Origin of the sequence: Chryseobacterium bernardetii (assembly GCF_003815975.1) — a bacterium.
GTDB lineage: Bacteria > Bacteroidota > Bacteroidia > Flavobacteriales > Weeksellaceae > Chryseobacterium > Chryseobacterium bernardetii.
The window spans coordinates 4,353,440-4,369,877 of sequence record NZ_CP033932.1; the positions used below are offsets into that span (position 1 = coordinate 4,353,440).

Annotated in this window: 15 protein-coding genes and 1 tRNA gene; 9 read left to right on the forward strand and 7 right to left on the reverse strand. The window is 35.0% G+C overall.

The genetic code is table 11. From position 1 onward, the window contains the following. Positions 1-4: 4 nt before the first annotated feature. Entirely contained in the window at positions 5-862 is an 858-nt protein-coding gene (locus EG339_RS19870; protein WP_123871634.1) for a sugar phosphate isomerase/epimerase family protein, read from the forward strand. A 5-nt stretch (positions 863-867) separates the two neighbouring features. Here EG339_RS19870 and EG339_RS19875 read toward each other — a convergent pair whose 3' ends face one another. Both EG339_RS19875 and EG339_RS19880 read right to left on the reverse strand, forming a co-directional pair. Then, entirely contained in the window at positions 868-1,506 is a 639-nt protein-coding gene (locus EG339_RS19875; RefSeq protein ID WP_123871635.1) for a Crp/Fnr family transcriptional regulator, read from the reverse strand. A 294-nt stretch (positions 1,507-1,800) separates the two neighbouring features. Continuing rightward, a complete protein-coding gene (locus EG339_RS19880; RefSeq protein ID WP_123871636.1) occupies positions 1,801-2,580 on the reverse strand; it encodes a hypothetical protein in 780 nt (259 codons plus the stop codon). Positions 2,581-3,529: 949 nt separating this feature from the next. On the opposite strand from EG339_RS19880, the gene EG339_RS19885 reads away from it, so the two are divergent. The 8 genes from EG339_RS19885 to EG339_RS19920 all read left to right on the forward strand — a co-directional run bounded on the left by EG339_RS19885 (position 3,530) and on the right by EG339_RS19920 (position 9,277). After that, positions 3,530-4,189, forward strand: a complete 660-nt coding sequence (locus tag EG339_RS19885; RefSeq protein WP_123871637.1) for a TetR family transcriptional regulator C-terminal domain-containing protein — start codon at positions 3,530-3,532, stop codon at positions 4,187-4,189. After that, positions 4,190-5,506: an ABC1 kinase family protein gene (locus EG339_RS19890; RefSeq protein WP_123871638.1), complete on the forward strand. Its 1,317-nt coding sequence runs from the start codon at positions 4,190-4,192 to the stop codon at positions 5,504-5,506. A 130-nt stretch (positions 5,507-5,636) separates the two neighbouring features. Next, positions 5,637-5,795, forward strand: a complete 159-nt coding sequence (locus tag EG339_RS19895) for a DUF2256 domain-containing protein (protein WP_123871639.1) — start codon at positions 5,637-5,639, stop codon at positions 5,793-5,795. Continuing rightward, positions 5,792-5,986 carry an FAD-binding domain-containing protein gene (locus EG339_RS19900; protein ID WP_123871640.1) on the forward strand — a complete coding sequence of 65 codons (195 nt, stop codon included), beginning with the start codon at positions 5,792-5,794 and terminating at the stop codon, positions 5,984-5,986. The genes EG339_RS19895 and EG339_RS19900 overlap by 4 nt, the downstream gene beginning before the upstream one ends. Next, a complete protein-coding gene (locus EG339_RS19905) occupies positions 5,971-7,467 on the forward strand; it encodes a cryptochrome/photolyase family protein (protein ID WP_123871641.1) in 1,497 nt (498 codons plus the stop codon). Before EG339_RS19900 ends, EG339_RS19905 begins: the two co-directional genes overlap by 16 nt. Next, positions 7,464-7,745 carry a TIGR03643 family protein gene (locus EG339_RS19910; RefSeq protein ID WP_123871642.1) on the forward strand — a complete coding sequence of 94 codons (282 nt, stop codon included), beginning with the start codon at positions 7,464-7,466 and terminating at the stop codon, positions 7,743-7,745. The genes EG339_RS19905 and EG339_RS19910 overlap by 4 nt, the downstream gene beginning before the upstream one ends. A gap of 149 nt (positions 7,746-7,894) precedes the next feature. Continuing rightward, the gene (locus tag EG339_RS19915) at positions 7,895-8,593 is read left to right on the forward strand and encodes an SDR family NAD(P)-dependent oxidoreductase (RefSeq protein WP_123871643.1); all 699 of its coding nucleotides are present in this window, start codon (positions 7,895-7,897) and stop codon (positions 8,591-8,593) included. A gap of 33 nt (positions 8,594-8,626) precedes the next feature. Next, positions 8,627-9,277 (forward strand): MarR family winged helix-turn-helix transcriptional regulator, encoded by a 651-nt coding sequence (locus tag EG339_RS19920; RefSeq protein WP_123871644.1) that lies wholly within the window; start codon positions 8,627-8,629, stop codon positions 9,275-9,277. Between the two features lie 603 nt (positions 9,278-9,880). On the opposite strand, the gene EG339_RS19925 is transcribed toward EG339_RS19920, so the two are convergent. The 5 genes from EG339_RS19925 to EG339_RS19945 form a co-directional block, all read right to left on the reverse strand. Continuing rightward, complete coding sequence (locus EG339_RS19925) at positions 9,881-10,666, reverse strand: GLPGLI family protein (RefSeq protein WP_123871645.1); 786 nt, start codon at positions 10,664-10,666, stop codon at positions 9,881-9,883. Positions 10,667-11,032: 366 nt separating this feature from the next. Further along, positions 11,033-11,215: a LytTR family transcriptional regulator DNA-binding domain-containing protein gene (locus tag EG339_RS24800; protein WP_123871646.1), complete on the reverse strand. Its 183-nt coding sequence runs from the start codon at positions 11,213-11,215 to the stop codon at positions 11,033-11,035. A 207-nt stretch (positions 11,216-11,422) separates the two neighbouring features. Next, positions 11,423-11,494, reverse strand: a tRNA-Arg gene (locus EG339_RS19935). 62 nt (positions 11,495-11,556) lie between these two features. Next, positions 11,557-13,335: a TonB-dependent receptor gene (locus tag EG339_RS19940; RefSeq protein WP_123871647.1), complete on the reverse strand. Its 1,779-nt coding sequence runs from the start codon at positions 13,333-13,335 to the stop codon at positions 11,557-11,559. A gap of 71 nt (positions 13,336-13,406) precedes the next feature. Then, a complete protein-coding gene (locus tag EG339_RS19945; RefSeq protein WP_123871648.1) occupies positions 13,407-16,370 on the reverse strand; it encodes a tetratricopeptide repeat protein in 2,964 nt (987 codons plus the stop codon). Positions 16,371-16,438: the final 68 nt, after the last annotated feature.

Genomic DNA, 16,438 nt, shown 5'->3' on the forward strand with positions numbered 1-16,438 from the left:
ATATATGAATATAAAATTTGGAGCTTCCCTACTCTCATGGATCACTCCGCTATGGGACGCAGAATCAGGAAAATATGCTATAGAAAAAACCGCACAGGCAGGGTTTGACCTCATCGAAATACTGTTACCGAATTCAATGAACTTTGATGCAGCTACGGTAAAAAAACAGCTCAAAGAGAATCATCTGGAAGTTGTATGCTCATTAAATCTTCCAAAAGAGGCTCATATTGCGTTTTATCCTGAAGCTGCAGAAAAACTGATCAAAAAAGCAATTGATAAAGCAGATGAACTGGAAACCAACCTCCTGTCAGGAGTATTACATAGCGGAATTGGTGTATTTACCGGTAAACCGCTTACAGACAATGAAAAAGAGATCATCACTGAAGTATGGTGCAATGTGGCAGATTATGCCCAAGCCAGGAATATAGAGATCGCCATAGAACCTATTAACCGCTACGAATCCTATGTCTGTAATACGGCAGAAAATGTTCTGGAGCTTATTAAGAAGGCAGGGAAAAACAATCTCTTCCTTCACCTTGATACCTTTCATATGAATATTGAGGAAAATAATTTTTATGACCCCATTGTCAATTCCGGAAAAATGCTGAAGCATATTCATGTTACAGAATCCCACCGGGGCATGCTGGGAGAAGGAACTGTCAGTTGGGAAGAGTTTTTCTCTGCATTGAAGAAAATTGATTTTGAGGGAAACCTGGTTCTCGAAAACTTCAGTTCCTCAGTTCCGGGAATGCAGGAAAAGGTTTCACTATGGCAAAAATCACCTTATAATGCACAGGAGCTAGCTGAGGGAAGCCTTGCTTTTTTAAAGGATCATATAAAAAAAATAATCATTATTGAATAATTCAGTTATGTTTTTTCGGCTATTATCTCAATAGCCGTTTTATGTTGAATAATCCGGGCTTCATTCACAAGCTTTTTAAGAACACGGCTTATCACTTCTCTGGATGTTCCTAAGCCTAAAGCAATATCCTTATGGGTAATTTTTACAGGATTGTTTCCGGTGACAGCAGCACGCTGGCTGATATAATTGAGAACCCTGGTATCTAGTTTATGAAAAACAGCATCATTAACCATACTCATCAATGAAGTAAACCGGTTATCATATTCATTATAGAAAAAATTATTCATCGCAGGAAACCTTCCCATCAAATTAAGCAGGCTGGAAACAGGAATCAATAGAGCTTTTGATGATTCTTCAGTACATGCATATACGGAACTTATACAGTTTTTAAAAATAGAGGCAAAAGTCATGATACAGCTCTCACCAGGCTTCATATAATAATATAGAAGCTCCCGTCCTTCATTAAGGGTAAAAACTCTTACAGATCCTTTAATAAGAATAGGCACATAATGAATTCTCTGGCCCGGGCTTACAATCTCTATTTTAGATTTCATATCCGTAACTATACTGCATTTTTCAAGTTCCTGTATAAAATCAAGTCCGAGAAATCCAAATTTTTCAGTAATAAACTGATTATTTATCATAAAATTATTTTATCACTTTTAATAATTATCATCATGCTTTTATCAGAAAGCAAATCACAATAAAAAGAGTGCAAATGTATTTTTTACATTTTTTATAAATAAGATATACTGATAAGATTTTTCTATTACTAATATAATAAGGGAAAGTAATGACTAGCTTTTTACGGTATTACTGGTACTTCAAGAACAATATAAAAACCTGTTTAAACTTTTTCAAAGAAAGAGTTTAAACAGGTTCATTGTTTAATTGTATACCAACCTATTTCAGGAAGAATTACTTTTATTTTCCTAAAATTAGTTTACTTTTTCTAATGATAAACGTACAACTCTGAAAGAAGTAGGAGTACCAGACGCAAGGTAGGTAAATCCTCTCATTTGAATCTGATCCCCAGGTACTAAATCTACTATTACACTCCAAGTATTGGAAACTGTTTCATTACTATAATTTGTTGACCCTCCAGGCACTGCCGTTGTGGAACGATTACCTATCTGGGTACCGTTCTTAGCAGGATAAGCCATGAAGGAATAAGTATTTGGAACGCTACCATTTATTAAAAGCCCTGCTGTATATGATATTATATATGTTCCCCCTTGATTAGCGGGAACAGTAAGCGTAGTGTTGTTTGTTCTCCACGATGCCAGGTTACCGCTTCCCTGGCTTATATCAAATGTAGTAATAGTATTGTCAACAGTCCATGGAACACTATTACCATATACTAATGCACTATATCCTACTACTGTACCGCCAGACCCTGGTGTAACAAGAGATTTCCATATAGCCCCATCAAAATAGTAATATCCTATAGCAGTTACATTGATCGTTTTTGCAGAAGGTGAATTTGTTGCCGCTGTAACATAAACAATAGAACCTGTTTGATTAGTTGAATAAACGTTATCTTTTGCTTTTAATTGATCCCCCGTTAATCTGGGAGGTATAAAACCATCTGCTGTGTTGGAGCTTGCAGCTTTTCCTTCCACGTCTAATGTCGCTTTAGGTATAGGAGTATTGATACCAATTTGTGATTTGTAAAATCCAAAAACCAGGATTATACAGAATAAAAATAAATTTTTCATGCTTTTAAATAAATTTTATATGTTTTTAGAATCAGAATTCTTTTAAAATAACTATTAGTGCAGAGGCGTAAAAACAAATTAGAACTTAACTATTTTGATCAATTAGTAAATTAATAAAGATTCTTTTTCAAGAAGAAATGATTATGGTGCAGATAATTGCTATAAAGAAAAGTTTCTACTTTCCGGCAAATAAGCAGGCGTTGTAATATGAGCACTTGCCGTGGGCTGATTCATTTCCCAAATTCATTGTAAGATAGACTCATCACCGGCATTGTAATGTAAACTTATGGTGTATTCCGAAGGCAGAATAACCAATTCCGGTTACTGCAAAATACCATCATCATACAACCGGCTATCATTACTAAGAAAGGAAACCCAGCTATCCCTTAAGAACCGAAATACTTGCCAGTTCCATATGAAGGCTCACATTGGGAGAAGTTTTCTTTATCTCCACTTGGGACATAAAAAACACAGGAACTAATATGGATCCAGAAATAATAATTTTTTTTTGCATTGTATATGTTTTTAGAATTGTGTTTTATATTTAAATCTATCCTACACCAAAGCCATGATATCACTATAATTTTTCATCTCAATCTGTATCTGTAGTGAACATGGATATTTGCAGTGTTGCTTTTTACAAATCACATAAAATTACTCTATATCAACAAAAAACTCAGGTACCAACGAAGTACTCAATATTTCAAAACACTGATAATCAAAATTAAATTCTATTCCTCAAGTTTTTTCGTAACCATAGAATTGTATAATCCTGAACAGGAACATTAAGCATCTTTCTTAAATTATTTTTATTGTTCTTGATGGTACTGCCTAAATTCCAAAAAATGACATAATTCAAAAACCAAATCATTTATATAGTATATATTTATACTTTATTTTAATTAAAGATAAAATTAATTACTATTTTTGTTGAAAAATAAATCCTACTATGCAAGAACAAACCAATATCACGCAGGAAAAAATATTCGAACTATACGGAGATTATCTTTTGAACCAAGGAGAAAAACCAAAAAACGTTTATCTCTTCGCTAAAGAAAACAACTTTGAAGAGAAAGAATTTTACCATTATTTTTCTGGGTTTGATGAGATCGAAAGAGAGATGTTGAATCATCTTTTCACAAAATCTCTTGAGCTTGTCTCAGAAGTGAATTCTCCCAGCGAAGTTACGACCAGGGAAAAACTCCTGAATGTCTATTATATTTTCTTTGAAAATCTTACAATGAACCGTTCATTAGTATTATCGATTTTGGGGAACAATAAAATTCAGAACATCAAAACGCTTCAGAATCTTCGGGAAACTCACAAGCAATTTGTTAACACTTTGAATTTTAGGGAATGGGAAATGATTGAAAAAGCGAAAGAAGATATCCGGAAATTCAACGAGAGATCAAGACAGGAAGTTCTTTGGCTACATTTGGTTTCCGCTATTGACTTTTGGAAAAAAGATACTTCTGCTGATTTTGAAAAGACCGATATTTTCATCGAAAAAACTATCGATACAGGTTTTGAACTTATAGACAACGAACCATTGAGAAAGGTAATTGACCTTGGAAAATTTTTATGGAAAGAAAAGTTTAAAATGAGCTAAATGAAAACATTAGATAAAATTCCTACAGGAAAAATTGAACGCACAGGCAGCCTTCTCAAAGCAGGGGCAAAAGTTGGAGTCAACTACCTGAAATATTACGGAAACAAAATAACAAAAAATGAAGATAAAGCCCGCAAAATTCTAAACGAAGACAACGCAGCAGACATTTACAATTCTTTAAAAGAACTTAAAGGTTCCGCTCTCAAAGTTGCCCAAATGCTGAGTATGGAAAAAAATATCCTTCCGGTGGAGTATGTTGAGAAATTTTCACTCTCACAGTTTTCCGTTCCGCCATTATCGGGTGCTTTGGTAAAGAAAACATTCAGAAAATATTTCGGAAAAAATCCGGATGATATTTTTGATGAATTTTCTGCCGAATCAGTGAATGCTGCAAGTATAGGACAAGTTCATACAGCAAAAAAAGATGATAAGAAACTGGCGGTTAAAATTCAGTATCCGGGCGTAAGAGAGAGTATTTCCAGCGACTTAAAAATGGTAAAGCCGATTGCCATGAAGATGTTCAACATTAAAAAAGAAGGCTCGGAATCTTACTTTCAGGAAGTAGAAGATAAATTGTTCGAGGAAACCGATTATAATCTGGAGCTGAAACGCAGCCAGCATTTTGCAGAAGAATGCAATCATCTTCCAAATGTAAAATTCCCGCATTATTATCCTCAATATTCTTGTGAGAAAATCATTACGATGGATTGGATGTCGGGAATTCATTTCTCTGAATTTACCAAAAAACAGAATTCTCAGGATGATTTGAACAAAATGGGCCAAACACTTTGGGATTTTTATATGTACCAGATGCATATTCTGAAAAAGGTTCATGCTGACCCGCATCCGGGAAATTTCCTGATCTCTGAAAATAAAGAATTGCTGGTCATCGATTTTGGCTGTATCAAAGAAATTCCAGAGGATTTTTACATTCCGTATTTTGAATTGGCTAAAGAAGAAAACCTAAAAAATCCTGAAGTTTTCCGTGAAAGATTATTTACGCTGGAAATTCTGCGGGAAGACGATTCATCACAGGAAAAAGATTTCTTTGCCAGGTTATTCTACGAATTGCTTGAATTGTTTACACGACCTTTTAATCAGGAAAAATTCGATTTTTCAGATGAATCTTTTTTTCAGGAAATTGCCGACCTCGGACAAAAATATGCGAAAGCAGGTGACCTGAAAGGAATGAACACTAATCGTGGTTCCAGACATTTTATTTACCTGAACCGGACGTTTTTCGGGTTGTATAATATGATGCACGATCTGAAAGCGAAGGATGTGGTGATTAACAATTTTAAAAACTATTGTAAGTAATTAATTGTTTTCGAACCTATCAGGCTTAATGGAAGATATCACGATTAACATTAGAGATGTCGCCCTAAGCTTGTTGATGGGGTTTTATTAGAATTACTAAAGCTAAGTCCAAAAATAAAATACTAAAACTATGCCTTCAGGATTACCATCCAAAATCTGTGAAGTCTGCGGACTGCCTTTCAACTGGCGAAAAAAATGGAAGAGAAACTGGGACGAAGTAAAATATTGCAGTGAAAAATGCCGAAAAAATAAAAAAGCAACATCCTCTGATTCATCAGAATCTGTATGAAACAGGATTGGAGAATGGCAGCGGCTTATTTTGAAGAAATGCTTATTGATTATGATGTTCACAACAATTACGGATACTGGATGTATATTGCCGGATTCGTACATAATCATCATAACCGTGTTTTCAATCCTAAAAACAGGCAGGAATGTATGCCCCGATCAAGAATTAGAAGTTTATGGCTAAAACAGTAAAACATACCGCCCAATTGATTTTTCCGCATCAGCTTTTTGAGGATACGGATTATCTGGATAAAAGCGAACCTGTATTTTTGGTAGAAGAGTTTCTGTTTTTTAGACAATATTCTTTTCATAAACAGAAGATTGCATTTCACAGGGCAACAATGAAGTTTTATGAAAATGAATTGAAAAAATCAGGTTTTGACGTTGAATACATTGAAAGCCAGTCAGAATTTTCGGACGTGAGAAATTTACTTCTAAAACTTGAAAAAGAAGGTTTTAAAACAATAAAAACAACCGATGTTTGCGATAACTGGCTAGAGAAAAGGCTGAAAGAAACAAAATTAAAACTCAAAATTCTGGACAGCCTGCTTTTCATCAATACGAAAGAAGAACTTAAGGAATATTTTGAAGATAAAAAGTCTTATCATCAAACTGATTTCTACAAGCAGCAAAGAATTACCCGAAACATACTGATGAAAGCAGGAAAACCGCTTGGCGGAAAATGGACGTACGATACGGAAAACCGAAAAAAATATCCGAAAAATAAAAAAGCACCTGCAATTCACTTTCCAGAAAATAATCAATATTACGAGGAAGCAAAACAATATACCGAAAAATATTTTTCAAAAAATTACGGAACACTGACCGGCGAACAGCTCTACCCTACAACTTTTAAGGAAGCTGAAAAATGGCTGGAACAATTTTTGGAAAACCGTTTTCTGGAATTCGGAATTTATGAAGACAGTATTGTAGAAAGAGAACATTTTCTGCATCACAGCGTACTTTCTCCATTGATGAATGTAGGACTTTTAACATCTGAAAATGTTTTAAAAAAAGCAATCCTGTTTGCTAAAGAAAATGATATTCCGGTGAATTCTCTGGAAGGTTTCGTACGGCAGATTTTAGGTTGGCGGGAATTTGTGCGTGGCATTTACATCTATAAAGGCACCTATCAACGAAACAGAAATTACTGGAAACATAAGCAAAAGCTCCCGCAATCTTTTTATACCGCTCAAACAGGAATCCGACCGATCGACAGTACGCTTCAGAAAATTCTGAAAACCGGCTATGCGCATCACATTGAAAGACTGATGATTTTTGCGAATTTTATGAATCTTTGTCAATACAACCATGATGAAGTATATCAATGGTTTATGGAAATGTTCATCGATTCTTACGATTGGGTAATGGTTCCTAATGTATATGGAATGAGCAGTTTTTCGGATGGCGGAAAAATGAGTACAAAGCCCTACATCAGCGGAAGCAATTACCTCAAAAAAATGAGTGATTATCCGGATGGAGCATGGGCAGAACAATGGGATGCCTTATTCTGGAATTTTATTAATGACCATAAAGATTTCTTTGCAAAAAATCCAAGATTGGGAATGATGCTGAGAACGCTGGAGAAAATGCCAGCAGAAAAGAGAAAACGGCATTTAGAAATGGCAAAAGATTTTATTGAAAGATTTTCAGTTAAAACTAAAATAAAATGAACAAGAACCTAAACACACAGGAAATCGACAGAATTATCGAAATGGCCTGGGAAGACAGAACGCCATTTGAAGCAATACACTTTCAATTTGGAATCAGTGAATCGGAGGTGATTGAACTAATGCGTTTGGAACTGAAAGCATCAAGTTTTAAGCTTTGGAGAAAAAGAGTGAATTCCGGAGTGAGCCAAAAACATTTGAAGAAAAGAAGCAAGGAAATCAGCCGCTTTAAATGCAGCAGGCAAAAGATTATCAGCAACAATAGAATATCGAAAAGGTAATCTGAAACCACAGCTTATTTAACCCCAAAAAGTACAAAAAAATAAAAATTATAAAGCTTCAACAGGTTCACCCTACAGCGCGGATTATTACACGAATAGTATTAAAGAGGCTGCACTGAGCTTGTAGAAGTGTCTCCAAATAAATCATTATGAAAAATATTGTTATCATCGGTTGCGGGAAAGGTATCGGACTTGCAACAGCAAAAAAACTTGCAGAACAAAACAAAATTATTGGAATTTCGAGAACGGAAAATCCTGAACTGCATCATCCGAATATTGAATTTCACCCAATGGATATTCTTGCAGGAAATCTTGATGAAATTACTTTCTCGGAGGTTGTGGACGGATTGGTTTATGCACCGGGAAGCATTAATTTAAAGCCTTTCAACCGGCTTTCTGTGGACGATTTCATGAATGATTTTGAAATCAATGTTTTAGGGGCAGTTAAAATTATTCAGAAACTTTTACCCAATCTTAAAAAGTCTGAAAGCGCATCTGTCGTTCTTTTCAGTTCGGTAGCAGCCAAAATCGGAATGCCCTTTCATGCTTCAATTGCCACGAGTAAAAATGCTGTAGAAGGTCTTACAAAAAGCTTAGCGGCAGAATTCTGTGCTCAGAAAATAAGGGTGAATGCAATTGCGCCTTCTTTGACGGACACGAACCTGGCATCGCAGCTTTTATCAACACCTGATAAAAGAGAAGCTTCCGCCAAAAGACATCCTTTGCAGAGAGTGGGAAGTGCTGAAGAAATAGCGGAAATGGCAGCTTTCCTTGTTTCTGGTACATCTTCCTGGATCACCGGACAGATTTTTGGAATTGATGGCGGAATGGGAAGCGTGAAACTGTAATTACGGAAAAAATATTTAGATTAAATTTGCACTATGAATACTGACTTTTTCATTGATTTGCTGTATCAGGTCAAAGAATTTGAAAACTCCGAAGCTTATAAACCTCAAGCTACAGTTGAGGATTTCCGTATTTGGCTGAATGATAAAAAATACAGAAAAGAAAGTCCGACCAAGCTTTTTAAAAATGAACAGCATCAGGTTTCTTTTACTGAAAATGAAATCTGCAAACAGGTTTTGCTCTTGGGGCGTTATTCTAAACTGCTGATTAGAAAAGGACTGAATGATTTCCCTGAGCTCGCCAATGAAGAATTTACTTATCTCTACCGACTTAAAGATGAGCCGAATCTCACTAAAATCCAGTTAATTGAAAGAAACGGACATGAAAAACAGACGGGAACACAAATCATCAAACGTCTTCTGGAATATGGCTTGGTTGAAGAAAAAAATGACAGTGAGGATAAACGAAGCAAGCGTCTTAATATTACCCCAAAAGGCGAAGATTACTTCCACCGTTCTGTTGAAAAAGTAAATATGACATCAAGAATTCTTGCCGGAAAACTTGAAAATAATGAAAAAGAAGAACTTTTAGAGTTACTCAGGAAATTGAATGATTTTCATTCACATGTATATTCAGAATATAAAAGCTTAGATATTGACAAAATCTTTGAGCTATCTGGTTCTTAAAACGGCTAAGTCTTCAACTGTATCAGAACAAAATCTCTTTTTGAGGATGAAACGCGAATGCATATGCAGATCCTCTAAATTCACTAAAGCATCATAAACTATTGAGATTGATTTACAAAATATACAGAATCAATTAGCTATTTATCAGAAGACAATAATTACTGTTAAAGAAGGGAATTTGCTAAAAACAAAGACTTTAAAAATGGCTTAGTTTATATAACGAAATTTCTAATGAAACAAAACATTGCAGGAATATTTATTTCTAAAAGAGGTCTCCGAGAAATAGATTATACATTTTCAAAAATCGCAACGAAAACCAGAAACAACTACCATAAATACTATGGTTGAAAATATAATTCATTCTAAAATCAAATAAAAATCCCTGGACACCTCCAGGGATCAAAGCTAATCTAACTCAATATGATTGAGAATGATGTTGTAAATATAATCTTTTTAATGAAACGCTATTTGTAGTAATAATTCTACGAAAACCCGTAAGGTATGAGTTTGAATTGCTGGTATATTAAAGGATTAACAAAAACACCAACTATTGACCACATTACCAATCAAATAATAATCATACCAAAATATAGGTCAACTAACTCAATTGAGAGTTAATTCTATTGGATTATTTCGCTTACTTATGTCCTTTTTAGCTTGTTCTACACTTTCTGGGGCTATAGTAATACCACTTGAAGAGGCCTCATTAATGATGTTATCATTAATATTTTTTAATGCAGATCGATATTCTTCTTTTGAAAGTATTTTATGCTGATTTAAATATTTTTCAGAAAAAATAACATTACTTGGTAGATTTTTCTTCTTTACACTTATTAATTCATATCGATAATTACTGCCAGAATCTTCAATCTTAATGATAAGACCGGGTAATCCTCTGAATTTATAAGGTCCTTCATGAACGGGAATATCCTGTGTGAACCATGCTGTCCATTTTCTTCCTCCATATTCAGTAAAAGCTTTTTGGACGTTATACTCACCTATTTTCTGTTTTTCTGGCTCAATATTCCATTTAAATTTCACGTTTTCAGTATATGCGAAGTAATATTTTAAGATATTATCGTAAAAATTAATTTTATCATTTTCCTTAATTATAACTGACTTGAAACGTGTATTTGGTGCTTTTGCAAAGTTGAAGCCTTGTGTCTTGGCTGCAGCATTTAATATTGAATCTCTCTTCAAATAATTATCTGAAACAAAATAAGACTTTCCTTTGTCAATAAACAATGTAAAATCTTCTACTTTTGTATTCATTACATCAGTAGAATCCGGCATATACTCTAATCTATATCCAAATGAATAACCTTGTTGCTGAGAATGCAACGCAGAATAAACTAAAAATAATAGCAATAAAAATCTATATTTATTCATATACTTAAGTGAAAAAGCATTATTATTTAGAATAATAATGCTCTTCCTATTTTTTTAATTTTACAACTTATTAACCGCAGAATAAACCTTCTCCTTCCCAAGCATTAATTGCAATTTCTAACGCGTTATTACCACAAGCATACCCTTTAACACCACAACTATAAGATACGGGAGAGCACATCCATATTCTTTTACCGCTTTTGTCTTTTGTTTTGTTTCTGTTTTTTCTTTAGTTTTTGAATAATCCTGTTTGAATATAAGAAGCCCAAAACCAGAAAACTACAGTTTTCAAACACTTTTATTGGGGTAATCCCAGTTTATAACATAGAGGAATTCTCAGGTTGTACTTTTGCATTAAGGTACTGCTCACTTATATTTTTCAATCACTTTACTCAAATAGGTCTTATATTTTTCACTAACGGGTATTCTCTCATTTCCGACCATTAAATTATTTTTTCCGATACTTTGAAGATGCTGCAGTGATACGATATGTGAATTATGAACACGAATAAAATTCTCCGATTCAATTTTTTCCATGATGGATTTCATTTTTCGGGTTTCAGTATATATAAGGATGTAGTCAAGACTTTTATTTTCATAAAAATTTCGGATACAAAAATAAAGTAATCCTTTTTCAAGATGTACATTTATTTCTAAAGGGCCTTTTCTTAGATCTGCATATTTAAAAGCATTTTCTACAAGACAATCATATGCATCTATAAAAAAGGAGACAACTTTTAAAGTTGTCTCCTTAAGTGGCCGCAGAAGGATTCGAACCCTCACTGTCGGAGCCGAAATCCGAAGTTCTATCCATTAAACTATGCAGCCGTATTCATCAGTAATGCATAATATCTAAATTACTTATCATCCATTGCTTATTACTTATATTTTTAGAAAGTAATCTTCACTCCACCCAAAATCTGTGGACCTAAAACCTTATAAGCTTTGTACGTCTGGTATTTTGAGCTTAGAAGATTATTTCCGAGTGCGAAAATACTGAAATTTTTGTAAATTTTATACTCTGCGGAAAGATTTAAATCAGCATAACCTCCAACTTTATCGTTCGTATTTTCTAATGAGCGGTAAATCATCCCATTAGGAGCCTGGGCATCTGCAATTCCTTCAATTGAAAAAGAGTTCGTTGTTCTGTCGCTAGCAAAAATTCCTTTGAAACCTAACAATAATTTCTTGTCGAGCATCGTATATTTAGCGCCAATGCTCGCATTCAATAGCGGAACATTGTAGATATTGTCATAGTTTTTCAAATTATATTTGGTAAACCTTACTTCTCCGTCAACCATTAAGTTTTCTAATGGAAAATACTGTACACTCCCTTTGATATCGCTTACATTTCCATCATCGTAAATAGCAGAAAATGTGTTGGCATAATCGTAAGCGGCACGGTTCAGGGTGTAATTATTGTCAAAAAGGCTGTTTGCTTTAAAGAACATAATGTCTTTCATCTTCCCGAAACCTGCAGAGAAGTCATATTTCAGCGTTTCATCAATATCTCCTCTTAACCCTACATAAAAGTGATATTTAGTTTCTGTAGGCTTTAAATACTGGTCAGAAAGAACGTAGGGATTCTCCTGAAGAAGATCTCCATACGTATTAAGCTTAAGACCACCGTCTACCCCACCATAAAATTTAAATTCCTTGGCAGCTGCTACCTGAAACTCAGCTTGAGGGAACCAATAAGTCTTGTTGTTCTTCACCTGATCCATCAATCTGTTTGAATTCTTAGCATTCAGGAAAGAAAACCCTGAACCTAACATCAAATAAGACTCGCCTTTTCTAAAGGTCACTTTCGGATTTAAATTCGTATTAAAGAAGTTGGAAGAGTTTTTATCTGCTATTTCAAAATCAGTTTTCACTGCTTCTAAACCTACTCCTAAATCAGCATTCAGATTAATTCCTGATTTACCGAGTTCAACAGCATGTTTTGAGAAGTTTGCTAAAACGGAAACCTGATTTTCCTGAGCATCAAAATGATCTTTAAGGAAAGACGATTTTACTCTTACATCATTCAGAATTTCGTTAGAATAGAAATCGTAATAACCATTCACTTTGAACTGGTTTACTTTCTGCTTCAGATCAACATCTGCACTGGGTGTCAGCGCATAGATCCCGTAATAGTTATAATTATTCAATCCATATTCAGCATTAATATTGAATTTTCCTTTATCTCCGTAAGAATTCAGAAAAGCTCCAATTGTTGCGGAAGTCTGCTTGGATTTCCAGTCGTAATCGTTTTTAAGACCGCTTGTAGAAAGCAAATGGACATCTGCTCCCACTTCAAACTTATTTTCAAGGGTTTTGGAGATATTTCCGTCCAGCAGAATCTTCCCGTAATTTCCCATTCCGAACTGGACATAGTTATTCTGGGCTGTTCCGTCAAATTTCGGGGCCACATCCTCTCCCTGGATTGTTGAAGTCTTGAAGTCAGAAACTGCAGGAACGTCTGTAATGGTATATCTTACAGGGTTCTGGGATTTCTCTTCCGGCGGATAATTTTTAATGGTTTCCACGGAAGTCTTCTTTTTCTCGATCTTCTTCACTTCCGGCTCTCTCTTTTTGTTAAGAACCAGTTTCTCCTCCTTGATCTGGGAAAACGCAAACTGCGAAACCCCTAAAAATATGATGGATAATAATTGAATTTTTCTGTTCATTACTACTTCTTGTATTTATGCATCCATGTAAATTATATCAGTAATTCTTTACATGAACAGGATACTACATTTTACTTTTTAATCTGCTTTTTAACTTCTTTAGCTTCTGCTACAATATCCGGGAAACTCTTATAGTTTGCAATAATCTGATCACACGTGTAACTTGCCTGATAGTTATCTTTCAGTCCGATATAGTTTTTAGCCATTAGTACCAGCGCTTTTGCTCCCCAAAATTCTTCAGAGGCATAGTTGTTGGCAAGCTTAAAGATGGTCTCATTGGAAGACTTGAAGGCTTTTCCTTTATTCTGATAATAAGCTTTTGCGTATAATGCTTCTGCTGCTACCGAAGTATTGGACGATTTTTCAAGAGAAGTATAAGCCGTTTGAGCATCTTTATCTTTTCCTGAATTCATAAGGCTTCTCGCCTTAATTACTTTTGCAGTTTCAATAACTGCTGCAGAGTTTTTAGAATTGGCAATAACAGCGTTCGCTAATTTTTCTGCTTCAGAGAAGTTCTTTTCATCTGCATACAGCTTCATCAACTCAACATTAGCATAGTTTTTAATGCTGATATTGGAAGAATTTTTGATGCCTTCAAGATATTTCTTAGCTTCAGCCGTATTACCCTGTGCCATGAAGATCTGCGCTAAACGGGTTTGGGCATCATCCTGATAATCATTCTGGACACCGGCTACCTCCTGTAAAACAAGCAGTGCTTTTGTAGAATTATTGGTTTGATAGTAGCTCTCTCCCAATTCATACTTAGCCTGATAAAGGCCTTCTCCTGTTGGATTTTGCGTCAGGTATTTCTCGTAATAAGAAATGGCATTTTTGTAGTCTTTCTTCGCGAAATACTGTTTTCCTGTAGATAAGTTGATCTCATCAATTTCAGAGGCATCAACATTTACTCCGATGGTTCTTGCAAAATTTTCATAGCCTGCAACATCACCATTTTTCGTGAATATAGGTTTTGCAGCCTGAACAATCTTCTGGGCATACGCTGTATTTTTATACTGCTCTCCCAACGATTTCAGTTCAGAAAGGGCCTTGTCATTCTGGTTCTGGTCAATATAATTCTGAGCTCTGTAAATAGAAGCATTGGCAATTAAGTCTTTGTCTGAAGATGTTTTAATAACTTTTCCAAAATAATCATTGGAGTTGGCAAAATCATCCTGAGCAGCATAAGCTGTACCTATTTCGTATTGAGCATCATCATAATATTCAGAATCCGGATATTTAGATAGTAAGTTTTTCAGATTGTTGATTTTCGCCTGGGTATCACCTTTAAATCCTAAAGCCATTGCTTTCTGATATAGGGTATAATCTGTAGCGTCTGCATTTTTATCATAGATTGCAATGGCTTCATTAAGATCATTATTCGCATAGTGAATATCTGCCAGACGAAGCTCTGCATCATTTTTAAATTCAGGTTTAGGATTCGCCAGGTACTGCTTGAAGTAAGTAGCAGCCTGATCGAACTTCTTAGCTTTAAAGTAAGCATATCCCAAATCATAAGGCAACTGCTGTTTTTCCGGGAAGCTTTCATTCAGAAGTTTTTCATAACGAACAATGGCAGACGGATAATTTCCTTTCTGGTAATATACCTGAGCCAGCCAGTATAAAGCCCTGCTGTTAAATTCTTTATTGATATTGAACCCTAAACTTCTTAAGAAATATTTTTCTGCTTCATCATAATTCCCTTTATTGAATTCTTCTGTTCCCAATAAATAAGAAACTTCCTGATCCACTTTGTTGATTTCAGGAGTTGAGCTTTGCAAGCGGTCAATAGCATTCAATGTTTCCTTATAGTTTCCGGAATACAGGTATGATTTCACTAACAGGGATCTCATTTCCGAGGCATTGGAAGCGTTCTGATTGTCATTGATATAATTCTGAAGAACGGTAGACGGGTTTTCAAACGGGTTTCCGATATCGTATCCAAGCTTAGCATACTGTTCATGTGCCAGCTTTTTCACTTTCGCATCATAGTCCATCTGGTAAGAAGAACGGAATGCGGAAAGAGCTTCCTGCTTTTTATCAACCGCTAAATAAGCATTCCCCAGTTGATAATAAGCATTCTGCGCTAACGCTGAATTGCTGTTCACAAGCTGGTTATAATAAGAAACTGCTTCGTCATATTTCTTCAGTTGGGCAGCAACAAATCCCATTTCATAAAGGTCATTTTCAGAAGGATTCTGCTGTACATTCAGATAATCCTTTAAATGTGGATAAGCAGCGTTATAATCTCCTTTCATGAAATAACTCTCTCCAATGATCTTATGTACTTCTGCTTTGTAGGATTCTGAAATATTTTCGTTCAATAAAGCATTCCCTTCAGAGATCGCTTTATCATAATCCTTATCATTATAATACATCTGTACATAATAAGAACGTACAAGCCTTGAGAATTTATCCTGTTCTTTTATGGAATCAAAATACTGGAAAGCCTTATCATTTTGTCTGTTGCTATAGTAGAGATGCCCCAGCATATAAGCAATATCTCCTTTCTGAGACTGATCTGCTGTTTTATACGCTTCTTCCAGAGCATCAGTGGCTCCTTTAGAGTCTCCCGTCATAAACTTGGCATAGCCCAATTTCAGAATATACTGGGTATTCTCCTCTTTTGAAAGCTGATATTGGTTTACTTTTTTCAAAGTTTCCAATGCTTTGTCAAAGTCTTTTTTTGCCAGATAATAATCTGCCAAAGGAAGATTAGCCTGGGCAAAATAGGCAGAATTAGGATATTCTTTCATGAAAGCAGTCAATCCTTCCTCAGCATGGTTTTTCTGAAGAATTACACCAATCACATTATCAAAAAACTGAGCCGCCTCCTTCTTTGAACGGGACAAATTCTGATTATAGAAATATTGTCTTGCGTATTCGTATTGGGAGGCGTTGTATATTTTAGTCTGATAAAGGTTTTCAGCTAGATTGAACCTGTAATTTTCTTTCTGTGTAAAATATTGGGACTGTTGAGCATCGGAAATTCCGAAATAGATGACCGCAGCCGCTAAAAGTATTTTTTTTGATTTCATTCTTCTTGATATAAGAAAATTAGTCTAAATAAGTTAACGAAAATATTAAAAACTTATTGTTTAAGCAA